This is a genomic window from Streptomyces boninensis, assembly GCF_048572725.1.
GTDB lineage: Bacteria > Actinomycetota > Actinomycetes > Streptomycetales > Streptomycetaceae > Streptomyces > Streptomyces boninensis.
In genome coordinates this window covers 7,437,436-7,453,125 of the sequence record NZ_CP183837.1, presented here as the reverse complement: position 1 = coordinate 7,453,125, position 15,690 = coordinate 7,437,436, and the positions used below count along the sequence as shown (strand labels likewise).

The window sequence follows — 15,690 nt, the reverse complement described above, 5'->3', positions numbered from 1 at the left end:
CTCATGCCTCCTCCCCGATCGCCCGCAGCGCCTCCGCGACTCGCTTACGCGACTCCCCCGCCGCCTCGATCGCGTCCATGCACTCCCAGTACAACGGCTCGGCGTCATCCCCGCATGCCACGCCGACGAGCGCCATCCCGACCTCGCCGAGCAGCTCGCCGAGCCCGGCCAGAGCAGCCCGCGGATCGGCCACGTCCGTAAGCTGCGCGGCCCGTATCTCCACGGTCTCCGGCTCCGGGCCGCCGGCCGCGAGATGGCCGCGGACGGCCTCCGTCAGCGCCTGCGCCTGCCGCGCCTCCGCGAGGACCTCCGCCACTCCCCCCGCCTTCGCCAAGGCGTGGCGATTGGCATGGATGAGCCGGATCGCATCCATCACCCCTGCCCCCCTCCGGTTCGATCAGTCGCTACTCAGCGTGACCCCAACCGGCCGGAAAGGAAAACGACCCCGGGCTGCCTGTGGACAACCACAGGAGTGTGCAAAACCCCGTCACTCTCCAGTGACAGGAAACCGCTCCTCATTCCGCTCGATCTTCGCCGCCAGCGCCGCCAGCGGATCCACCCCCACCGCCGTACAGAACTGCAGCAAATACGCCAGCACATCCGCGACCTCATCCGTCACCCGATGCGCCGACTCCGGCTTCGCCATCACCCGTGCCGACTGCTCCGGCGTCAGCCACTGGAAGATCTCCACCAGCTCCGCGGCCTCCACGCTCAGCGCCGCCGCCAGGTTCTTGGGGGTGTGGTACTGCCCCCAATCGCGCGCCTCCGCAAACGCCACCAGCCGTTTCTGCAGGTCAGCAACCGTCACACCAGCGCCCACGCCCTCAGCGCCCACGTCCTCGCTCATGCCCCAGGTCTACCACCGACCCCACCCCGCCGGGCCCCCCGATCCCCCGCACCACCCCCGAGTCGCTCACCCCGCCCAGCAGCCGGATATGCCCGCGCTCGCACATCCGCCCCGCCAGCTCAAGCAACTCCCGCGCCTGCCCCCCGTCCAGGCACCGGTCCAACCCGTCCGCCACCACCGTCAGCGCCTGCCGCGCCGGCAGCACCTCCGACGCCGCGTCCACCGCCAGCACCCCGGGCCCGGTCAGCAGCACCAGCGCCAGCGCCAGATACCGCAACTCCCCATCGCCGAGCCCGCCGAGCGGCGTCCGCCCGTACTGCGGCCCCCGGTCCACCACCGCCCGCCACCCGCCGCGCGCCACGCCCTCCGCCCGCAGGTCCTCGACCGGCCCCCAGCACCCGGCCCGTACGGCCTGCACCAGCGCCCCGTGCCGCGCCGAGCACTCGGCCCGCACCCGCCCGAGCACCGCCCCGAGGTTGCGGCAGTCCCCGGTCAGCTCCGCGGCCCCCGACACCCCGGGCGCGCCCGCCCCGTCCCGCATCGCCGCCGGCTCCGGGTCGCACCAGTACACCGAGCGCAGCGCCACCACCACCTGCTCGGCCGCCGCCAGCACCGCCCGCTCGCCTTCGGTACGGCCCGACACCCGCAGCGGCACCATCGCCGTGGCCAGGCGGTTGTCCGGCAGCGGCGCCTTGGTGACCGGGGCGGTGCCTGCCGTACGCCAGGCCGCCTGCACCCGCGGCCGCCCCGGGTCGCGCAGCGCGGTCGAGAACAGCACCTGCCCGTCGCCGGTCAACCGCTCCCCCACCACCCGCAGTTCCGGCTCCGCCTGCACCGCCACGTCCAGGCGCACCTCGCCCGCGGGTCCGTCCACCGTGCAGCCGATACGGAACCCCCGCCGCCCCTGCGGATCGGCCTGCGCCCCGTACGGCACACAGGCGCCCGCGCCGCCCGTCACCAGCCCGAACGCCTCGGCCAGCAGCGCCCCGCCGCCCAGCCGCGCGAGCACCCTGCAGGCCTGCAGTGCGCTGGACTTGCCGCTGCCGCTGGCGCCGGTGAGCACCGTCAGCGGGCTGACCGGCAGGGTGGCGCCGCGATGCGATTTGAAGGCGGACAGGCGTAATTCGGTGAGCCCTGGCCGGGGTTCGGACTCCGGTGTCGCGGTCATGGCCGCGACGCTAGTCACCGCGCGTATGCCGAACCGTTACGCCGTCGGCGCCTTCCCTCTTTCGTGCTAGCGCCCCGCCGTCAGGTCCACCTCGGTGCCTACCGGTGCGAGCAGGAAAACGTTCCTGTCGACGCGGTGCATGCTGCTGCGGATGCCGAAGGTGACGCCGCTCGCGAAGTCGAGGATGCGCTTGGCGACGTCGTGTTCGGCGGCGGTGAGATCGAGCAGCACCGGGACCTGCGCGATCAGGTATTCGGCGACCTGCCGGGCGTCGGCGAAGCACTGGCAGCGGATGACGACGAAGCGCCGCGACTCCTCCGCATACCGTGGATCGTCCCGCCCCGGGATGGTCTCGTGGCCGGTCCAGGACGGCCATTCGTTGCCGCGCAGCGGCACTACCTCGGCAAGCCCCCGCCATTGCTCGTCGGTGACATCCTGTCCGTTCACCGGGCCACCTCGCCTGCTGGTATGTACATCGCGGGCGAGTCTAGCCACGCAGGGTCCCCCCATTGGCGTAACGACACACATCGTGTCTAGAAGACCGACCACCCGGTCAGCGTGGTAAACGCATCCAGCGCCGCCACCCCCGCCACCGAGTTCCCCTGCGCGTCGATCCCCGGGCTCCACACGCACACCGCGCACTTCCCCGGCACCACCGCCACGATCCCTCCCCCGACCCCGCTCTTGCCGGGCAGCCCCACCCGGTACGCGAACTCCCCCGCCGCGTCGTACGCCCCGCAGGTCAGCATCACCGCGTTGATCTGCTTCGCCGAGCGCACCGGCAGCAGCCGGGTGCCGTCCGCGCGCACCCCGTGCCTGGCCAGGAAGCCCGTGGCCAGGGCCAGGTCGCGGCAGCTCATCTCGACCGCGCACTGCGCGAAGTAGTGGTCGAGGACCTCCTCGACCGGGTTCTCCAGATTCCCGTACGAGGCCATGAAGTGCGCCAGCGCGGCATTGCGGTCGCCGTGCTCCGCCTCCGAGGCGGCGACCAGCGGGCTGTGGTCGATGCGGGCGTCGCCGCACTCGGCGCGCAGGAAGTCGCGCAGGGCGCCGTAGGCGTCGCCGGTCAGGGTCAGCAGGCGGTCGGTGACGACCAGGGAGCCGGCGTTGATGAACGGGTTGCGGGGGATGCCGTCCTCGTATTCCAGCTGCACCAGGGAGTTGAAGGGGTTTCCCGACGGCTCCCTGCCGACCCGTCGCCAGATCGTCTCGCCGTCCTGGGCGAGCACCAGGGCGAGCGTGTAGATCTTCGAGATCGATTGGACCGAGAAGGGTTCCTTCCAGTCGCCGATCCCGTACGTCCTGCCGTCGACGTCCGCGACCGCCATGCCGAAGCGGTACGGGTCGACGGCGTCGAGGGCCGGGATGTACGAGGCGGTCTCGCCGCTGCCGACCAGCGGCTGCACCAGCTTGTCGACGCCCTCGAGCACCGCCTCGTACTCGGTGAATGCAGGGGGCACGCCCCTCAGGCTACGGGCGCCAGCCCCTCCAGGCCTTTCGGGAGCGCCCGGCTGTGGATAACTCCGAGCCGCTGGGTGGCCCGGGTCAGCGCCACATACAGGTCGCTGGTCCCGAACTCGTCCGGCTCCGCGACCACCACCGTGTCGAATTCGAGCCCCTTCGCCTGCCGCGGGTCGAGCAGCACGACCTGCCGCGTGAGGTCGGGCTCGGGCCCGTACGACGCCCACGGCACCGCCTCGGCGAGCGCGCCGAGCAGCGTCTGCGGCGCGATCACCGCGACCCGCCCGCTGCCGCCCGTCGCACCCTTCACGGCCTCGCCGACCGCCCCCGGCACGTCGTCGGTCCACTGCGACCACGGCCGCCCGTCGGTGTCGCGCACCGAGGTCGGCGGCGTGAAGGACGGGTCCGCAGCGCGCAGCAGGTCCGCCGCCACCTCCATGATCTTGGCGGGGGTGCGGTAGTTCACCCCGAGCACGGTCTTCTCGTAGCGATCCGCGACGTACGGCGCCAGGATCGACTCCCACGATCCGCTCGCGCCCGGCTCCGCGGTCTGCGCCGGGTCGCCGACCAGCGTCATCGAGCGGGTCGGACAGCGGCGCATCAGCAGCCGCCAGGCCATCGGCGACAGCTCCTGCGCCTCGTCCACGATGATGTGCCCGAACGCCCAGCCGCGGTCCTCGGCCGCCCGCTCGGCGGCCGTGCGGTGGTCGGCCTCCTCATGCCGCTCGGCCAGCCGCTCGGCATCGACCAGGTCGTGGGCGAGGAGCACCTCGGACTCCTCGTCGTCCCGGTCCTCGAATTCCTGGGTTCGGGATCCGTACGACAGCTCCAGCACGCCCTGCGCGAACTCGATCCGCTCCTGCCGCTCGGCCTCGGCCCGCGCCAGCTCGGCGGAGTCGTCCACGCCGAGCAGCTCGGCGGCCTCGTCCAGCAGCGGCACGTCGGCGGTCGTCCACGCCGCTCCCGGCGCCCGCCGCAGCGCGGCCGCGTCGGCCTCCGGGAGGTGTACGGGCTCCTCCAGGAAGTCCTCGACCAGCTCCTGCGGCGTGAGCTGCGGCCACAGCCCGGCGATGGCGGCGTGCACGTCCTCATTGGCGGCGATGGCCTTGCCGAGCTGCGCGATGTCGTCGGGGCCGAGGAGGTTCGGGCCGCCGTACGGGTCGGCGCCGAGGGCCTCGGTGAGCTGCTCGGTCAGGCCGTCGATGATGTGGAAGGCGAAGGTGGCGCGGGCGAGGTTGTGCGGCAGCGCCGTCTCCCGGGCGGCGTGCCGGGCGTCCTCGGCCAGCTCGCGGGTCAGGCGCAGCTCGCCGTCGTCGTGCGCGATGACGATCGCCGGGTCCGGGACGGCCTGCCGGTCCCGTACGAACGCGGCCAGCGCGTCCGCCATCGCCGCCGAGCCCTTCACGGCCGCGGCGGCCGGCGTGTCGGTGCCGGTGGCGGTGACGCCCGGGAAGAGCTCGCCGGGGGTGGCGAGCAGCACGCCGGTCTCGCCGAGGGCGGGGAGGACCTCGCCGATGTAGGAGAGGAAGGCCGGGTTCGGGCCGACGACCAGGACGGCCCGGCGCGCCAGCAGCTCGCGGTGGGCGAAGAGCAGGTAGGCGGCGCGGTGCAGGGCGACGACGGTCTTGCCGGTGCCGGGGCCGCCCTCGACGACCATGACGCCGCGGTGCGGGGCGCGGATGATGCGGTCCTGCTCGGCCTGGATGGTCTGCACGATGTCGTGCATGCGGCCGGTGCGGGCGGCGTCCAGGGCGGAGAGGAGGACGGCGTCGGCGTCGCTGCCCTCGTAGCCGGTCCGTACGTCGTCGTCCAGGTCGAGGATCTCGTCGTGCAGGTCCGTGACCGTCTGGCCCTCGGTGGTCAGGTGCCGGCGGCGGCGCAGGCCCATCGGGGTGTGGCCGGTGGCCAGGTAGAAGGGGCGGGCGACCTCGGCGCGCCAGTCGATGACGAGCGGGGTGCGCTCGGCGTCGTCGCGGCGCATGCCGATACGGCCGATGTGGTGGTCGCGGCCGTCGCGGAAGGCGAGGCGGCCGAAGCACAGGCCGCGCTCGCCCGCGTTGAAGGCGGCGAGCAGCCCGGACTGCTCGGCGACGAGGATGTCGCGCTCCAGCATCGCCTGCCCGGTGTTGCCGCCGTCGCGGGACAGCGCCTGCTTGACGGCGGCCTCGGCGCCGTCGCGCAATTCGGCGAGGCGCTCGTAGAGTTCGTCGATGAATAGCTGCTCGCGCTGCAGTTCTTCACTTCTGCTTGACAATTCGACTCCCGCCCGGGTATGCTGACGTCATTGAGCTTCTCCCTGCCTTGAGTTGAGTCAAGACACGGAAACACCCGATAGTCGCAGAGAAATCCCCCGGCCGTCAATGCGGCCGGGGGATTTCTTTATGTCCGGGCGAGAGGAGCCAAGCCCGGAGCCGATGCCCGGAGGGCGTCTACAGGCGGCTCAGTAGGCGCCGTTGACGTTGTCGATCGAGCCGTACTTGTCGGCCGCGTAGTTGGCGGCGGCGACGATGTTGGCGACCGGGTCGGTGATGTTCGTGGACGTGCCCTTGACGTGGTAGGCGTCGAAGGTCGGCTGGATCACCTGGAGCAGGCCCTTGGACGGGGTGCCGTTGACGGCGTTGACGTCCCAGCCGTTCATGGCGTTCGGGTTGCCCGAGGACTCGCGCATGATGTTCTTGTACAGGCCGTTGTAGGAGCCCGGGATGTCGTGCTTGTCCATCACCTTGAGCGCGGCGTTGATCCACTCGGGGACGGTGTCCGCCTTGGCGGGGGTCGCGTAGGTGACGGCCTGCGGGGCCGGCGCGGCGTTCGCGGCGGGCACCACGGCGAGGCTGACGGCGACGGCCGCGGTGGAGACGCCGGCGGCGGCGATCAGGCGCTTGCGGAAGGTGGTGCGGGCAGTGGTGGCCGTGTTCGGCATGTTGTAGATCCTCGTTCGGGGATAAGAGCGGTTGTCGTCGTTGCCGTGTCCCCTCGGCATTTGGGTCCGCACTCTTGGAAACATTTGGTTTCGAATGCGGCGCTCCGTGGCGACTCCGGCATGTTTAGCCGAATCGGATACGGGAACGCACCCCCCGCTCTTACGAGCACCCTTAGTAGACCCCGAGGACTTTAGTCCTTTACCCATTCCCGACATTCGCTCCGTGCGCTGGCGCTTTACGGATCGGCTCGACAACGAGGCTGGATCGTATGTGACTCGCTCCATATGCGTGACGTCACAGGGAGGACATTAGTCCTTTACATGGGACATAAGGTATTTAGAATGCGATATCCCTGCACCGCAAAAAGGACATTACCGGCAGGCAAAAGCCCCTGACCTGGGACTTTTCCGCGAACCCCGCCTAAAGTGCCCCCATGCCTGCCCTCCTCTACGTCACCGACCTCGCCTATCCGGCCCGCGGCCGCCGCTACTGCGACGAGGACATCGCCCTCACCGCCCGCCTCCGCCAGGACTTCGACCTCGCCCTCTGCCACCCCCTGGACGCCACCGCCCTCATGGACGGCTTCGACGCCGTCGTCGTACGCAACAGCGGCCCGGTCCTCGGCTACCAGCAGGCCTACGACGCCTTCCGCACCGCCGCCACCGCCCGCGGCACCCGCGTCTACAACCCGCTCACCGGCCGCGCCGACATGGCCGGCAAGCACTACCTCCTCGACCTCACCGCCGCCGGCTACCCCGTCATCCCGACCGTCGACGCCCCCGAAGACCTGCACCGCCTCCCCGAGGCCGCCTCGTACGCCGTGAAGCCGAAGGCGGGCGCCGACTCCATAGGCCTGGAATTCCTCCCGCCCGAGCGCCTCACCGCCCTCTCTTACGGGGATGTCCTCGTCCAGCCGCGGATCGATTTCGTCCACGAGGTGTCCTTCTATTACGTGGACGACGCCTTCCAGTACGCCCTCTACGCCCCCGACCCGGCGCGCCGCTGGGCCCTGGAGCCGTACGAAGCCACCGAGGCCGACCTGGCCTTCGCCCGCCGCTTCATCGACTGGAACACCCTGGACCACGGCATCCAGCGCGTGGACGCCTGCCGCACCCGCGACGGCGAGCTGCTCCTGGTCGAGCTGGAGGACCTGAACCCGTACCTCTCCGTCGACCTGGTGGCCGAACAGACCCGCGAGGCCTTCGCCCGCGCGATGACCAAGTCCCTGCGCGGCTTCCTGGCGGCCGAAGGCGCCTAGCGCACCCCCACCCGCTGCCCCTTCCCCAGCACCACGACCCCCGCCTCCGAGATCGTGTACAGCTCCCGGTCCCGCTCCGGATCCACCCCGATCGTGGCGCCCGGCGGCACGTCCACGTTCTTGTCCAGTACGGCCCCGCGCACCACCGCGCCGCGCCCCACCCGCACGTTGTCGTGCAGCACCGCGCCCTGCACCACCGCGCCCTCGGCGACCACCACGCCCGGCGACAGCACCGAGCGGGTGACCTGGCCGCGGATGACGCAGCCGGGGCTGACGATCGACTCGGACGCGATGCCCGCGGACAGGAAGCGGGCGGGCGGCAGCTGGCCCGGGTGGGTGTAGACGGGCCAGCGGCGGTTGTCCAGCTCGAAGGCGGGGCGCTCGGAGATCAGGTCCATGTGGGCGTCGTAGTACGCGTCGAGGGTGCCCACGTCGCGCCAGTAGCCCTGGCTGCGGGCGCTCTCGCCCGGGACCCGGTTGGCGTTGAAGTCGTACAGCTGGGCCTGGCCGCGCTCGGTGAGCGCCGGGAGGATCGAGCCGCCCATGTCGTGCACCGAGTGGGTGTCGTCCGCGTCCTGCTGCAGGGCGTCGACCAGGGTCTTCGTGGTGAAGACGTAGTTGCCCATGGACGCGAAGACGTGATCCGGGTCGGCGGGCAGCCCCGGCGGGTCGGCCGGCTTCTCCAGGAAGCCCTCGACCTGCCGCCCGTCCCCGCCCGGCGTGATGATCCCGAAGGCCCGCGACTCGGAGCTCCGGACCCGTATCCCGGCGACCGTGACGCCCGCGCCACTCTCCACGTGCTGGTCGATCATCTGCCGCGGGTCCATGCGGTAGACGTGGTCGGCGCCGAAGACGGCGATGTAGTCGGGCTGCTCGTCATTGACGAGATTGAGCGACTGCAGGATCGCGTCCGCGCTGCCCAGGTACCAGCGCGGGCCGAGGCGCTGCTGGGCCGGGACCGGGGTCACGTAATTGCCGAGCAGGGCGGACATCCGCCAGGTCTTGGTGACGTGCCGGTCGAGGGAGTGCGACTTGTACTGCGTCAGGACGCAGATGCGCAGGATGCCGCCGTTGACGAGGTTCGAGAGCACGAAATCGACCAGGCGGTAGGTGCCGCCGAAGGTCACCGCGGGCTTCGCCCGGTCCGCGGTGAGCGGCATCAGCCGCTTGCCCTCCCCGCCCGCCAGCACGATCCCGAGCACCGTATAGCCGTCCCTGTCCCGCATCGCGGCACCTCCGCCCATAGCCCGTAGCCCGTATCCGCTATGCCTTGACCAGCTCCTCGTACACGGCCGCCGTCCGCCGCGCCACGGCGTCCCAGCCGAACTCCGCCGCCACCCGCTCCCGCCCCGCCGCGCCCATCCGCGCCGCCTCGGCAGGGTCGCCGAGCAGCCGGTTGAGCCCGTCGGCGAGCCCGGCCTCGAAGACGGCCTGCGCGCCCTCCTCGTACGGGACGAGCAGCCCCGTGCGGCCATCGGCGACGACCTCGGGGATGCCGCCCACCGCGGAGGCCACCACCGCGGTGCCGCAGGCCATCGCCTCCAGGTTCACGATGCCGAGCGGCTCGTAGACGGAGGGGCAGACGAAGGCGCGGGCGTGCGTCAGCAGCTGCACGACCTCCGGGCGCGGCAGCATCTCCGGCACCCAGAAGACCCCGTCGCGACCCGTGGCCAGCTCCTCGTAGAGCTCCTGGAATTCCCGCTCCAGCGCCGGCGTGTCCGGCGCGCCCGCGCACAGCACGACCTGCGCCGCCGGGTCGAGGGCGCGGGCGGCGCGGAGGAGGTGCGGCACGCCCTTCTGCCGGGTGATGCGGCCGACGAAGAGGATGTACGGGCGGTCCTGGTCGATGCCGAGGCGCCGTAGGGCGGCGGTGCCGTGGTCAGGGCGGAACAGGCGCGTGTCGATGCCGTTGTGGACGACGCGGACCCGGGCCGGGTCGAGGGCCGGGTAGCAGGCGAGGATGTCGTCGCGCATGGCGGCGGAGACGGCGATGACGGCGTCCGCGGCCTCGATGGCGGTGCGCTCGGCCCAGCTGGAGAGGGCATAGCCGCCGCCGAGCTGCTCGGCCTTCCAGGGGCGGCGGGGCTCCAGGGAGTGGGAGGTCAGCACGTGCGGGATGCCGTGCAGGAGCTTGCCGAGGTGGCCTGCGAGGTTGGCGTACCAGGTGTGGGAGTGCAGCAGGTCGGCGCCGTCGAGGGCGGCGGCCATGGAGAGGTCGAGGGAGAGGGTGCGCAGCGCGTCATTGGCGCCGTCGAGCCGTGACCAGGGGCGATGGCGGGTGACGCGCTCGTCGTCGGGGGCGCCGTCGGCGGCCCAGCAGTGCACGTCGACGTCGACCAGAGTCCGTAATTCCCGGGCGAGGAACTCGACGTGGACGCCGGCGCCGCCGTACACCCCGGGCGGATACTCGCGGGTCAGCATTCCCACACGCACGAAAAGCCCCCCGTCTCCCCTTATTACAGCGGCCGGTACCTCATGCTCACCCAGAAGCCGCCCGCGGGGAAGACCGGGTCACCCGACGAAGATGCAGAAGGGGTGTCCGGCCGGGTCGGCGTACACGTGCAGCGGCTCCTCCGGGTCGTCGGTGCGGTCGAGCAGCTCGCGGGCGCCCAGCTTCAGCGCCTGCCGGTGGGCCGCCTCAAGCGCCTCGACCGTCGGGACCTCCGTGTCGAGGTGCAGCTGCATGGGGACCTCCTGCGAGGGCCAGGTGGCCCGGGGCAGCTCGTCCACGTGCTGGAAGGCGAGGGCGGGCGCGCCCTCCGGGGTGCGCAGCACCAGCCAGTCGGAGCCGAGCGGATCGGGCTCGCCCGCGGGCGGCTGCTCGTCGCCCGGCCGGTAGACGAGGCCGAACAGCTGCCGGTAGAACTCGGCGAGCCCGCGCACGTCGCTCGTGTCCAGCACCACCTGCCGGATTCGGGGATTCACGGTCCCATCGGTCACCCGGATCACCTCCGCGGCGGAGTGTGCCACACCCGCTCACCGCGGCGAAGGTAGTGTGCGCGCATGCCGGAAAAGCCCAAGATCAAGTCCTGGCAGGACATGCGCGACTGGCAGATCGAGCTGCTGGAACGCGGCACCGGCGAGCCGCTCGCCACCTGGACGGAGCGGATCGGCGCGGTGGCGCCCGGCAGCGAGCAGGAGCTGCGGGACTGGCTGGCGGAGCGCGGGGTCCAGGGGTACGCGCAGATGCTGCTGGTGCACGAGACCTTCGGCTATCCGGACTTTCTGCGGCAGAGCGCGGACGACCTGATCGACGCCCAGTACGCCGACCGTCCCGACCTGCACCCGGTCCTGGACGCGGTGCTGCTGCGCGCGGCCGGGCTGCCGGAGGTCACCGTCCAGGTCCGTAAGACCTTCGTGGCCCTGGTCGGTCCGCGCCGCACCTTCGCCCGGGTGCGGCCGACCACCCGCAGCCGGGTGGACGTGGGCCTGCGGCTGCCGGACGCGGAGCCGGGTGGCCGGCTGCTGGCGGCGAAGGGGCTCGGGGACGAGATGGCGGTGCGGGTGCCGCTGGCCGCCGTCGACGAGGTCGACGACGGCTTCGCGGCGCTGCTGCGGCGGACGTACGAGGCGAACGTCTGACGCGGCCCCCTGCTTTTGCTTCAGGTACTTCAGGGCATGAAGCCCCAGTCCTCGTCCTTGTCCCGCCCCGGCGGCGTCCTGGTCTTGGTCGGCGACGGGCTCGCGGTCTCCGACTCCGACGGCGACTCCGACTCGGTCGGCTCCTCGGCCGCGGACGGCGGCTTCGAGGTCGACGGCTTTTCGCTGGGCGTACGGGACGGGGACGGCGACGCCGTGGTCTCCCGCTGCGTCGGCGTCTCGCGGGACGTGGTCGGCGCGGCCGGGGCGACCCGCTCCGAGCGGTCCGAGCGGTCCGGGGTCTCGGCGCGCTGCGACGGGCTGTCGCTCGTACGCTCCGGGGCCTCGTCGTCCGGGTCGATCTCCTCGGGCGGGAGCGAGGTGGCCGGCGCGGCGGCCTTGTCGGCGCCGCCGTCGTCGCTGCCCAGCAGCCCCGCCGCCATCAGCCCGCCGGTGACGGCCGTCACGCCCGCGGCCGCGGCGGCGACAAAGATGCGCTTACGGCGCCGGTGCCGCGCCCGCGCCCGGCGGCGCGGGCCGATGTCCTCGGCGCGCACGTCGACGTCCACGCCGGAGTAGCTGCGCCCGAGCGGCTCCTGGTCGAACTCGAGCAGCTCGAGGTCCGCGGTGGCGGGACCCTCGGGAGCCTCCTCCTCCGGTCGCCACAGCGGGCCGGGCGGGAGCTGCGTGCCGCGGGGCTGCGCGGGCTGGGGCTGCACGGGGGAAGGCTGTGCGCCTCCCGGCTGCTGCGGGAAGGGCTGTTGCTCGCCTCCCGGCTGCGCCGGGAAAGGCCGCGCTCCCGCGGGCGGCTGTGCCGGGAGCGGCTGTGTCGTCTCCTCCGGCCCGGGATCGGGCATCGCACCGCGTGGCGCGGCTGCCGGCCGGCCACCGCGCCGCGGTCCCGGCTGCACGCCGCGGACCCGGCGCATGGCGTCGGCCCTCCCGGGCCCGGGTATCGCGCCGGGCTCCCGTCGCTCCGGCCACTGCTGCGCTGTCACCTTTGCCGTCCCTTCCGTCGAGGAGGTTGGTCCGGACGCGGCCCAGTCTGTGCGCAGCCGCGGCCCCACTGCGACCCAAACCGGCCTAAAAGGCCCGGAGTTGAGACTTGTCTCACACCGCGACTCCACTCGGTCACCACGCGCCCGGATAGTTCAACCTCACCCCACTCAGCGTCACCCGGCACCGCAGCGTCACGGTCAGGGCGCGACGCCCCACTCCTCGAGCTCGCCGTCGCTGCCCTGCCCCTGGTCGGGCTCGGCGGGCTGCTGCTGACCGCCGGCGTCCGGCGGCGCGGCCTTCTCGCCGGGCTGGGCACCCGGCTGAGCGCCCGGCTGCGAGCCCTCCTTCGCACCGGACTCCGGGGCGTCCGCGGGCGGTGCGGCATCCGATTTGTCGGGGCCGGACTTCTCCGGCCGGTCCATGTTGTTCTCGGCGGCCGGCTTGTCGCCGGAGTCGCCGTCGAACGTCCCGGCGGACAGCCCGATGAGACCACCGAGCGCGGCGGCGAGCACGGCCACCGCCAAGGTGCCGAAGAGGCGGGTACGGATCATGCGGGGACACTCCGATCATGCGATTTGATGCACTGGCGCAGTCAAACTAGGGCATTCATCGCATAAACCCCAGGAAAGCCACCCGAAAGCCCGGGATCCGTACGTCATCCGGCGGCACGGCCGCTGCCCGTACCCGCCTCACCCGACTCCCTCTGATACCCCCACCCGTATTCTTTGATACCCTCGGGGGTATCGAGTCCTGGGGGGCTGGAGAGAAAGAAGTGACACAGCGATGAAGGTCCTCGTGATCGGCGGCGTCGCCGGCGGCATGTCCGCGGCCACGCGGCTGCGGCGGCTCGACGAGCAGGCCGAGATAGTCGTCCTGGAGCGCGGGGCGCACGTCAGCTATGCGAACTGCGGCCTCCCCTATTACCTGGGCGGCGTCATCGAGGAGCGCGCGGCGCTGCTGCTGCAGACCCCCGAGTCGCTGGCCGCCCGCTTCCGCATCGACGTGCGGGTGCGGCAGGAGGCCGTCGCCGTCGACCCCGCCGCCCGTACGGTCCGGGTGCGCGAGGTGGCGAGCGGCCGCGAGTACGAGGAGGCGTACGACAAGCTCGTCCTCAGCCCCGGTGCCACCCCCTTCGTGCCGCCGCTGCCCGGCGTCGAGCGGGCCCGCACGCTGCGCGACGTCACCGACGTGGACCGGCTCGCCGCCGACCTCGCGGCCGGCGCCCGCAGCGCGGTCGTGGTCGGCGGCGGCTTCATCGGCGTCGAAGCCGCGGAGAATCTGCGCGAGCGCGGCCTCGACGTCACCCTCATCGAGCTCGCCGACCAGGTGCTGCCCCCGCTCGACCCGGAGATGGCCGCGCCGGTCGCGGAGCGGCTGCGGGCCCATGGCGTACGGGTGGAGCTGGGCGCGCAGGCAGCCGAGGTGCTGCCGGACGCCGTCACGCTCGCCGACGGGCGGCGGGTCCCGGCCGACGTCGTGCTGATGTCGATCGGCGTACGCCCCGAGACCGGCCTCGCGCGCGCCGCGGGCCTGGAGCTCGGCGAGCGCGGCGGCATCGCCGTGGACGCCTCGATGCGCACCAGCGACCCCGACATCTACGCGGTCGGCGACGCCGCCGAGAAGCGCGACGCCCAGACCGGCGAGCCGGTGCTGATCCCCCTCGCGAACCTCGCCAACCGGCACGGCCGCCTCGTCGCCGACGCGATCGCGGGCCGCGAGGTGCGCGCCCGCGCGGCGTCGGGCACGGCGGTGGTCCAGGTCTTCGAGCTGACCGCGGCGGCCACAGGCTGGAACGAGAAGCGGCTGCGGGCCGCGGGCCGGCCGTACGAGGCGGTGCATCTGCACCCGGGGTCGCACGCGGGGTACTACCCGGGCGCTTCCCCGATCGCGCTGAAGGTGCTCTTCGACCCGCAGGACGGGCGGATTCTCGGCGCCCAGGCGGTGGGCGAGGACGGCGTCGACAAGCGCATCGACGTGATCGCGACGGCGATGGCGGGCGGCCTGACGGCGCCCGAGCTCGCCGAGCTGGAGCTGGCGTATGCCCCGCCGTACGGCTCCGCCAAGGACCCGGTCACGATGGCGGGCTTCATCGCGGAGAACCGGATGAACGGGACGGCGCGGGCGGTGCAGTGGCACGAGGTCGGCGACGAGGGTGCGGCGAGCGGCGCCGCCGTCATCGACGTCCGCACCCCCGCCGAGCACGCCCGCGGCGCGATCCCGGGCGCGGTCAACATCCCGCTGGACGAGCTGCGCGCCCGCGCCGCGGAGCTGCCGCCCGGCGACCTGATCGTGCACTGCCAGGTAGGCCTGCGCGGCCACAACGCGCAGCGGCTGCTCGCCGGCCTCGGCCGGGAATCGGCCAACCTGGACGGCGGTTACGCGACGTGGGCAGCGGGGCAGTCGGCACGGGGCGCCGGTCGGCCGGCGCGCGCCGCCGGAGGGTCGGCGTCCGCCGCCGGAGGGTCGGCGTCCGCCGTCGACCCCACCGCGGACGCCTCCCAGCTGACCGCCCCTCAGACCGCGTGACCAGCCCCCATCCCCCGCCCCCACACAAAACCGCGTGACCAGACCCATCCCCCACCCCCCACACAAAAGGAGCCCGCGTGACCGCCACAGCCACCACCCTCACCCCCGCCCAACTCCACGCCCTCGACGCCGACACGCACACCGTCATCGACGTCCGCGCCCCTGGCGAGCACGCCTCCGGCCACATCCCCGACGCCGTCAACGTCCCCCTCGACCAGTTCGCCACCCTCATCCCCGAACTGCGCGCCGCCGCCGAGCGCCGCGAGCTGGTGTTGGTCTGCGCCGCCGGCCTGCGCTCCGAGAACGCCCGCACCCAGCTCGCCGAGGCCGGCGTATCGGCCCGCAGCCTCACCGGCGGCACCGACGGCTGGCGCGCCGCGGGGCTGCCCGTACACACCGCGAAGACGGAAGGCCGCACCCCGTGGGCCATGGACCGCCAAGTCCGCTTCACCGCCGGCCTGCTGGTCCTGATCGGGATCGCGATCGGCCTGATCACTCCGTACGGGCTGATCCTCTCCGCGGGCATCGCCGCCGGCCTGGTCTACTCGGGCATCAGCAACACCTGCGGCATGGCCGCCCTGCTCGGCAAGCTGCCCTTCAACCGCCCGCGCCCCGAGGCCCTCGACACCGCCCGGAAGGAGCTGGCCAAGTGACCGCGGAACAGGACGCCGTGGCCCCGGTCCTCAACCGGCTCCGCCGCGCCCAGGGTCAGCTCGCCGGCGTCATCGCGATGATCGAGGCGGGCCGCGACTGCAAGGACGTCGTTACGCAACTGGCCGCCGTCTCCCGCGCCCTCGACCGCGCCGGCTTCAAGATCATCGCCTCCGGCATGCGCGACTGCATCAACGCCGAGGAGGGCGAGCGCCCCCCGCTGACCGAGGAGGAGCTGGAGAAGCTCTTCCTCACGCTGGCCTGAGCGCCGCCCGTGGCC

Annotated in this window: 17 protein-coding genes; 5 read left to right on the top strand and 12 right to left on the bottom strand. The window is 72.7% G+C overall.

The features are described 5' to 3' along the window. Position 1: 1 nt before the first annotated feature. From ACNNMR_RS33970 to ACNNMR_RS33940, 7 genes are all read right to left on the bottom strand, one after another. Positions 2 to 373, bottom strand: a complete 372-nt coding sequence (locus tag ACNNMR_RS33970) for a DUF6099 family protein (protein ID WP_419998526.1) — start codon at positions 371 to 373, stop codon at positions 2 to 4. A 114-nt stretch (positions 374 to 487) separates the two neighbouring features. Next, positions 488 to 847, bottom strand: coding sequence for a nucleotide pyrophosphohydrolase (locus ACNNMR_RS33965; RefSeq protein ID WP_419998525.1), 360 nt, complete (start codon positions 845 to 847; stop codon positions 488 to 490). Then, the gene (locus ACNNMR_RS33960) at positions 825 to 2,015 is read right to left on the bottom strand and encodes an AAA family ATPase (protein ID WP_419998524.1); all 1,191 of its coding nucleotides are present in this window, start codon (positions 2,013 to 2,015) and stop codon (positions 825 to 827) included. Before ACNNMR_RS33960 ends, ACNNMR_RS33965 begins: the two co-directional genes overlap by 23 nt. A 66-nt stretch (positions 2,016 to 2,081) precedes the next feature. Next, positions 2,082 to 2,462, bottom strand: a complete 381-nt coding sequence (locus tag ACNNMR_RS33955; RefSeq protein ID WP_419998523.1) for a cell division protein SepF — start codon at positions 2,460 to 2,462, stop codon at positions 2,082 to 2,084. Between the two features lie 86 nt (positions 2,463 to 2,548). Beyond that, positions 2,549 to 3,475, bottom strand: a complete 927-nt coding sequence (locus ACNNMR_RS33950) for a glutaminase (protein WP_419998522.1) — start codon at positions 3,473 to 3,475, stop codon at positions 2,549 to 2,551. 5 nt (positions 3,476 to 3,480) lie between these two features. Next, positions 3,481 to 5,709: a HelD family protein gene (locus ACNNMR_RS33945; RefSeq protein WP_420000574.1), complete on the bottom strand. Its 2,229-nt coding sequence runs from the start codon at positions 5,707 to 5,709 to the stop codon at positions 3,481 to 3,483. Positions 5,710 to 5,916: 207 nt separating this feature from the next. Next, positions 5,917 to 6,396: a transglycosylase SLT domain-containing protein gene (locus ACNNMR_RS33940; RefSeq protein ID WP_419998521.1), complete on the bottom strand. Its 480-nt coding sequence runs from the start codon at positions 6,394 to 6,396 to the stop codon at positions 5,917 to 5,919. Positions 6,397 to 6,830: 434 nt separating this feature from the next. Between ACNNMR_RS33940 and ACNNMR_RS33935 the strand changes: the two genes are divergently transcribed. Continuing rightward, positions 6,831 to 7,655 carry a hypothetical protein gene (locus ACNNMR_RS33935; RefSeq protein ID WP_419998520.1) on the top strand — a complete coding sequence of 275 codons (825 nt, stop codon included), beginning with the start codon at positions 6,831 to 6,833 and terminating at the stop codon, positions 7,653 to 7,655. On the opposite strand, the gene glgC is transcribed toward ACNNMR_RS33935, so the two are convergent. The 3 genes from glgC to ACNNMR_RS33920 all read right to left on the bottom strand — a co-directional run bounded on the left by glgC (position 7,652) and on the right by ACNNMR_RS33920 (position 10,595). Beyond that, complete coding sequence (gene glgC / locus ACNNMR_RS33930; RefSeq protein ID WP_419998519.1) at positions 7,652 to 8,881, bottom strand: glucose-1-phosphate adenylyltransferase; 1,230 nt, start codon at positions 8,879 to 8,881, stop codon at positions 7,652 to 7,654. The genes ACNNMR_RS33935 and glgC overlap by 4 nt on opposite strands. Before the next feature lie 37 nt (positions 8,882 to 8,918). Continuing rightward, complete coding sequence (gene glgA, locus ACNNMR_RS33925) at positions 8,919 to 10,088, bottom strand: glycogen synthase (RefSeq protein WP_419998518.1); 1,170 nt, start codon at positions 10,086 to 10,088, stop codon at positions 8,919 to 8,921. Positions 10,089 to 10,166: 78 nt separating this feature from the next. Continuing rightward, positions 10,167 to 10,595 (bottom strand): VOC family protein, encoded by a 429-nt coding sequence (locus tag ACNNMR_RS33920; protein ID WP_419998517.1) that lies wholly within the window; start codon positions 10,593 to 10,595, stop codon positions 10,167 to 10,169. 63 nt (positions 10,596 to 10,658) lie between these two features. On the opposite strand from ACNNMR_RS33920, the gene ACNNMR_RS33915 reads away from it, so the two are divergent. Then, the gene (locus ACNNMR_RS33915; protein ID WP_419998516.1) at positions 10,659 to 11,237 is read left to right on the top strand and encodes a DUF5655 domain-containing protein; all 579 of its coding nucleotides are present in this window, start codon (positions 10,659 to 10,661) and stop codon (positions 11,235 to 11,237) included. Between the two features lie 29 nt (positions 11,238 to 11,266). On the opposite strand, the gene ACNNMR_RS33910 is transcribed toward ACNNMR_RS33915, so the two are convergent. Both ACNNMR_RS33910 and ACNNMR_RS33905 read right to left on the bottom strand, forming a co-directional pair. Then, positions 11,267 to 11,953: a hypothetical protein gene (locus ACNNMR_RS33910; protein ID WP_419998515.1), complete on the bottom strand. Its 687-nt coding sequence runs from the start codon at positions 11,951 to 11,953 to the stop codon at positions 11,267 to 11,269. Positions 11,954 to 12,430: 477 nt separating this feature from the next. Further along, positions 12,431 to 12,784: a hypothetical protein gene (locus ACNNMR_RS33905; protein ID WP_419998514.1), complete on the bottom strand. Its 354-nt coding sequence runs from the start codon at positions 12,782 to 12,784 to the stop codon at positions 12,431 to 12,433. A gap of 232 nt (positions 12,785 to 13,016) precedes the next feature. On the opposite strand from ACNNMR_RS33905, the gene ACNNMR_RS33900 reads away from it, so the two are divergent. The 3 genes from ACNNMR_RS33900 to ACNNMR_RS33890 all read left to right on the top strand — a co-directional run bounded on the left by ACNNMR_RS33900 (position 13,017) and on the right by ACNNMR_RS33890 (position 15,675). Further along, on the top strand, positions 13,017 to 14,759 hold the full coding sequence (locus ACNNMR_RS33900) for an FAD-dependent oxidoreductase (RefSeq protein ID WP_419998513.1): 1,743 nt from the start codon (positions 13,017 to 13,019) through the stop codon (positions 14,757 to 14,759). Between the two features lie 77 nt (positions 14,760 to 14,836). Further along, positions 14,837 to 15,412: a rhodanese-like domain-containing protein gene (locus tag ACNNMR_RS33895; RefSeq protein WP_419998512.1), complete on the top strand. Its 576-nt coding sequence runs from the start codon at positions 14,837 to 14,839 to the stop codon at positions 15,410 to 15,412. Further along, complete coding sequence (locus ACNNMR_RS33890; protein WP_419998511.1) at positions 15,409 to 15,675, top strand: metal-sensitive transcriptional regulator; 267 nt, start codon at positions 15,409 to 15,411, stop codon at positions 15,673 to 15,675. Before ACNNMR_RS33895 ends, ACNNMR_RS33890 begins: the two co-directional genes overlap by 4 nt. Positions 15,676 to 15,690 lie beyond the last annotated feature (15 nt).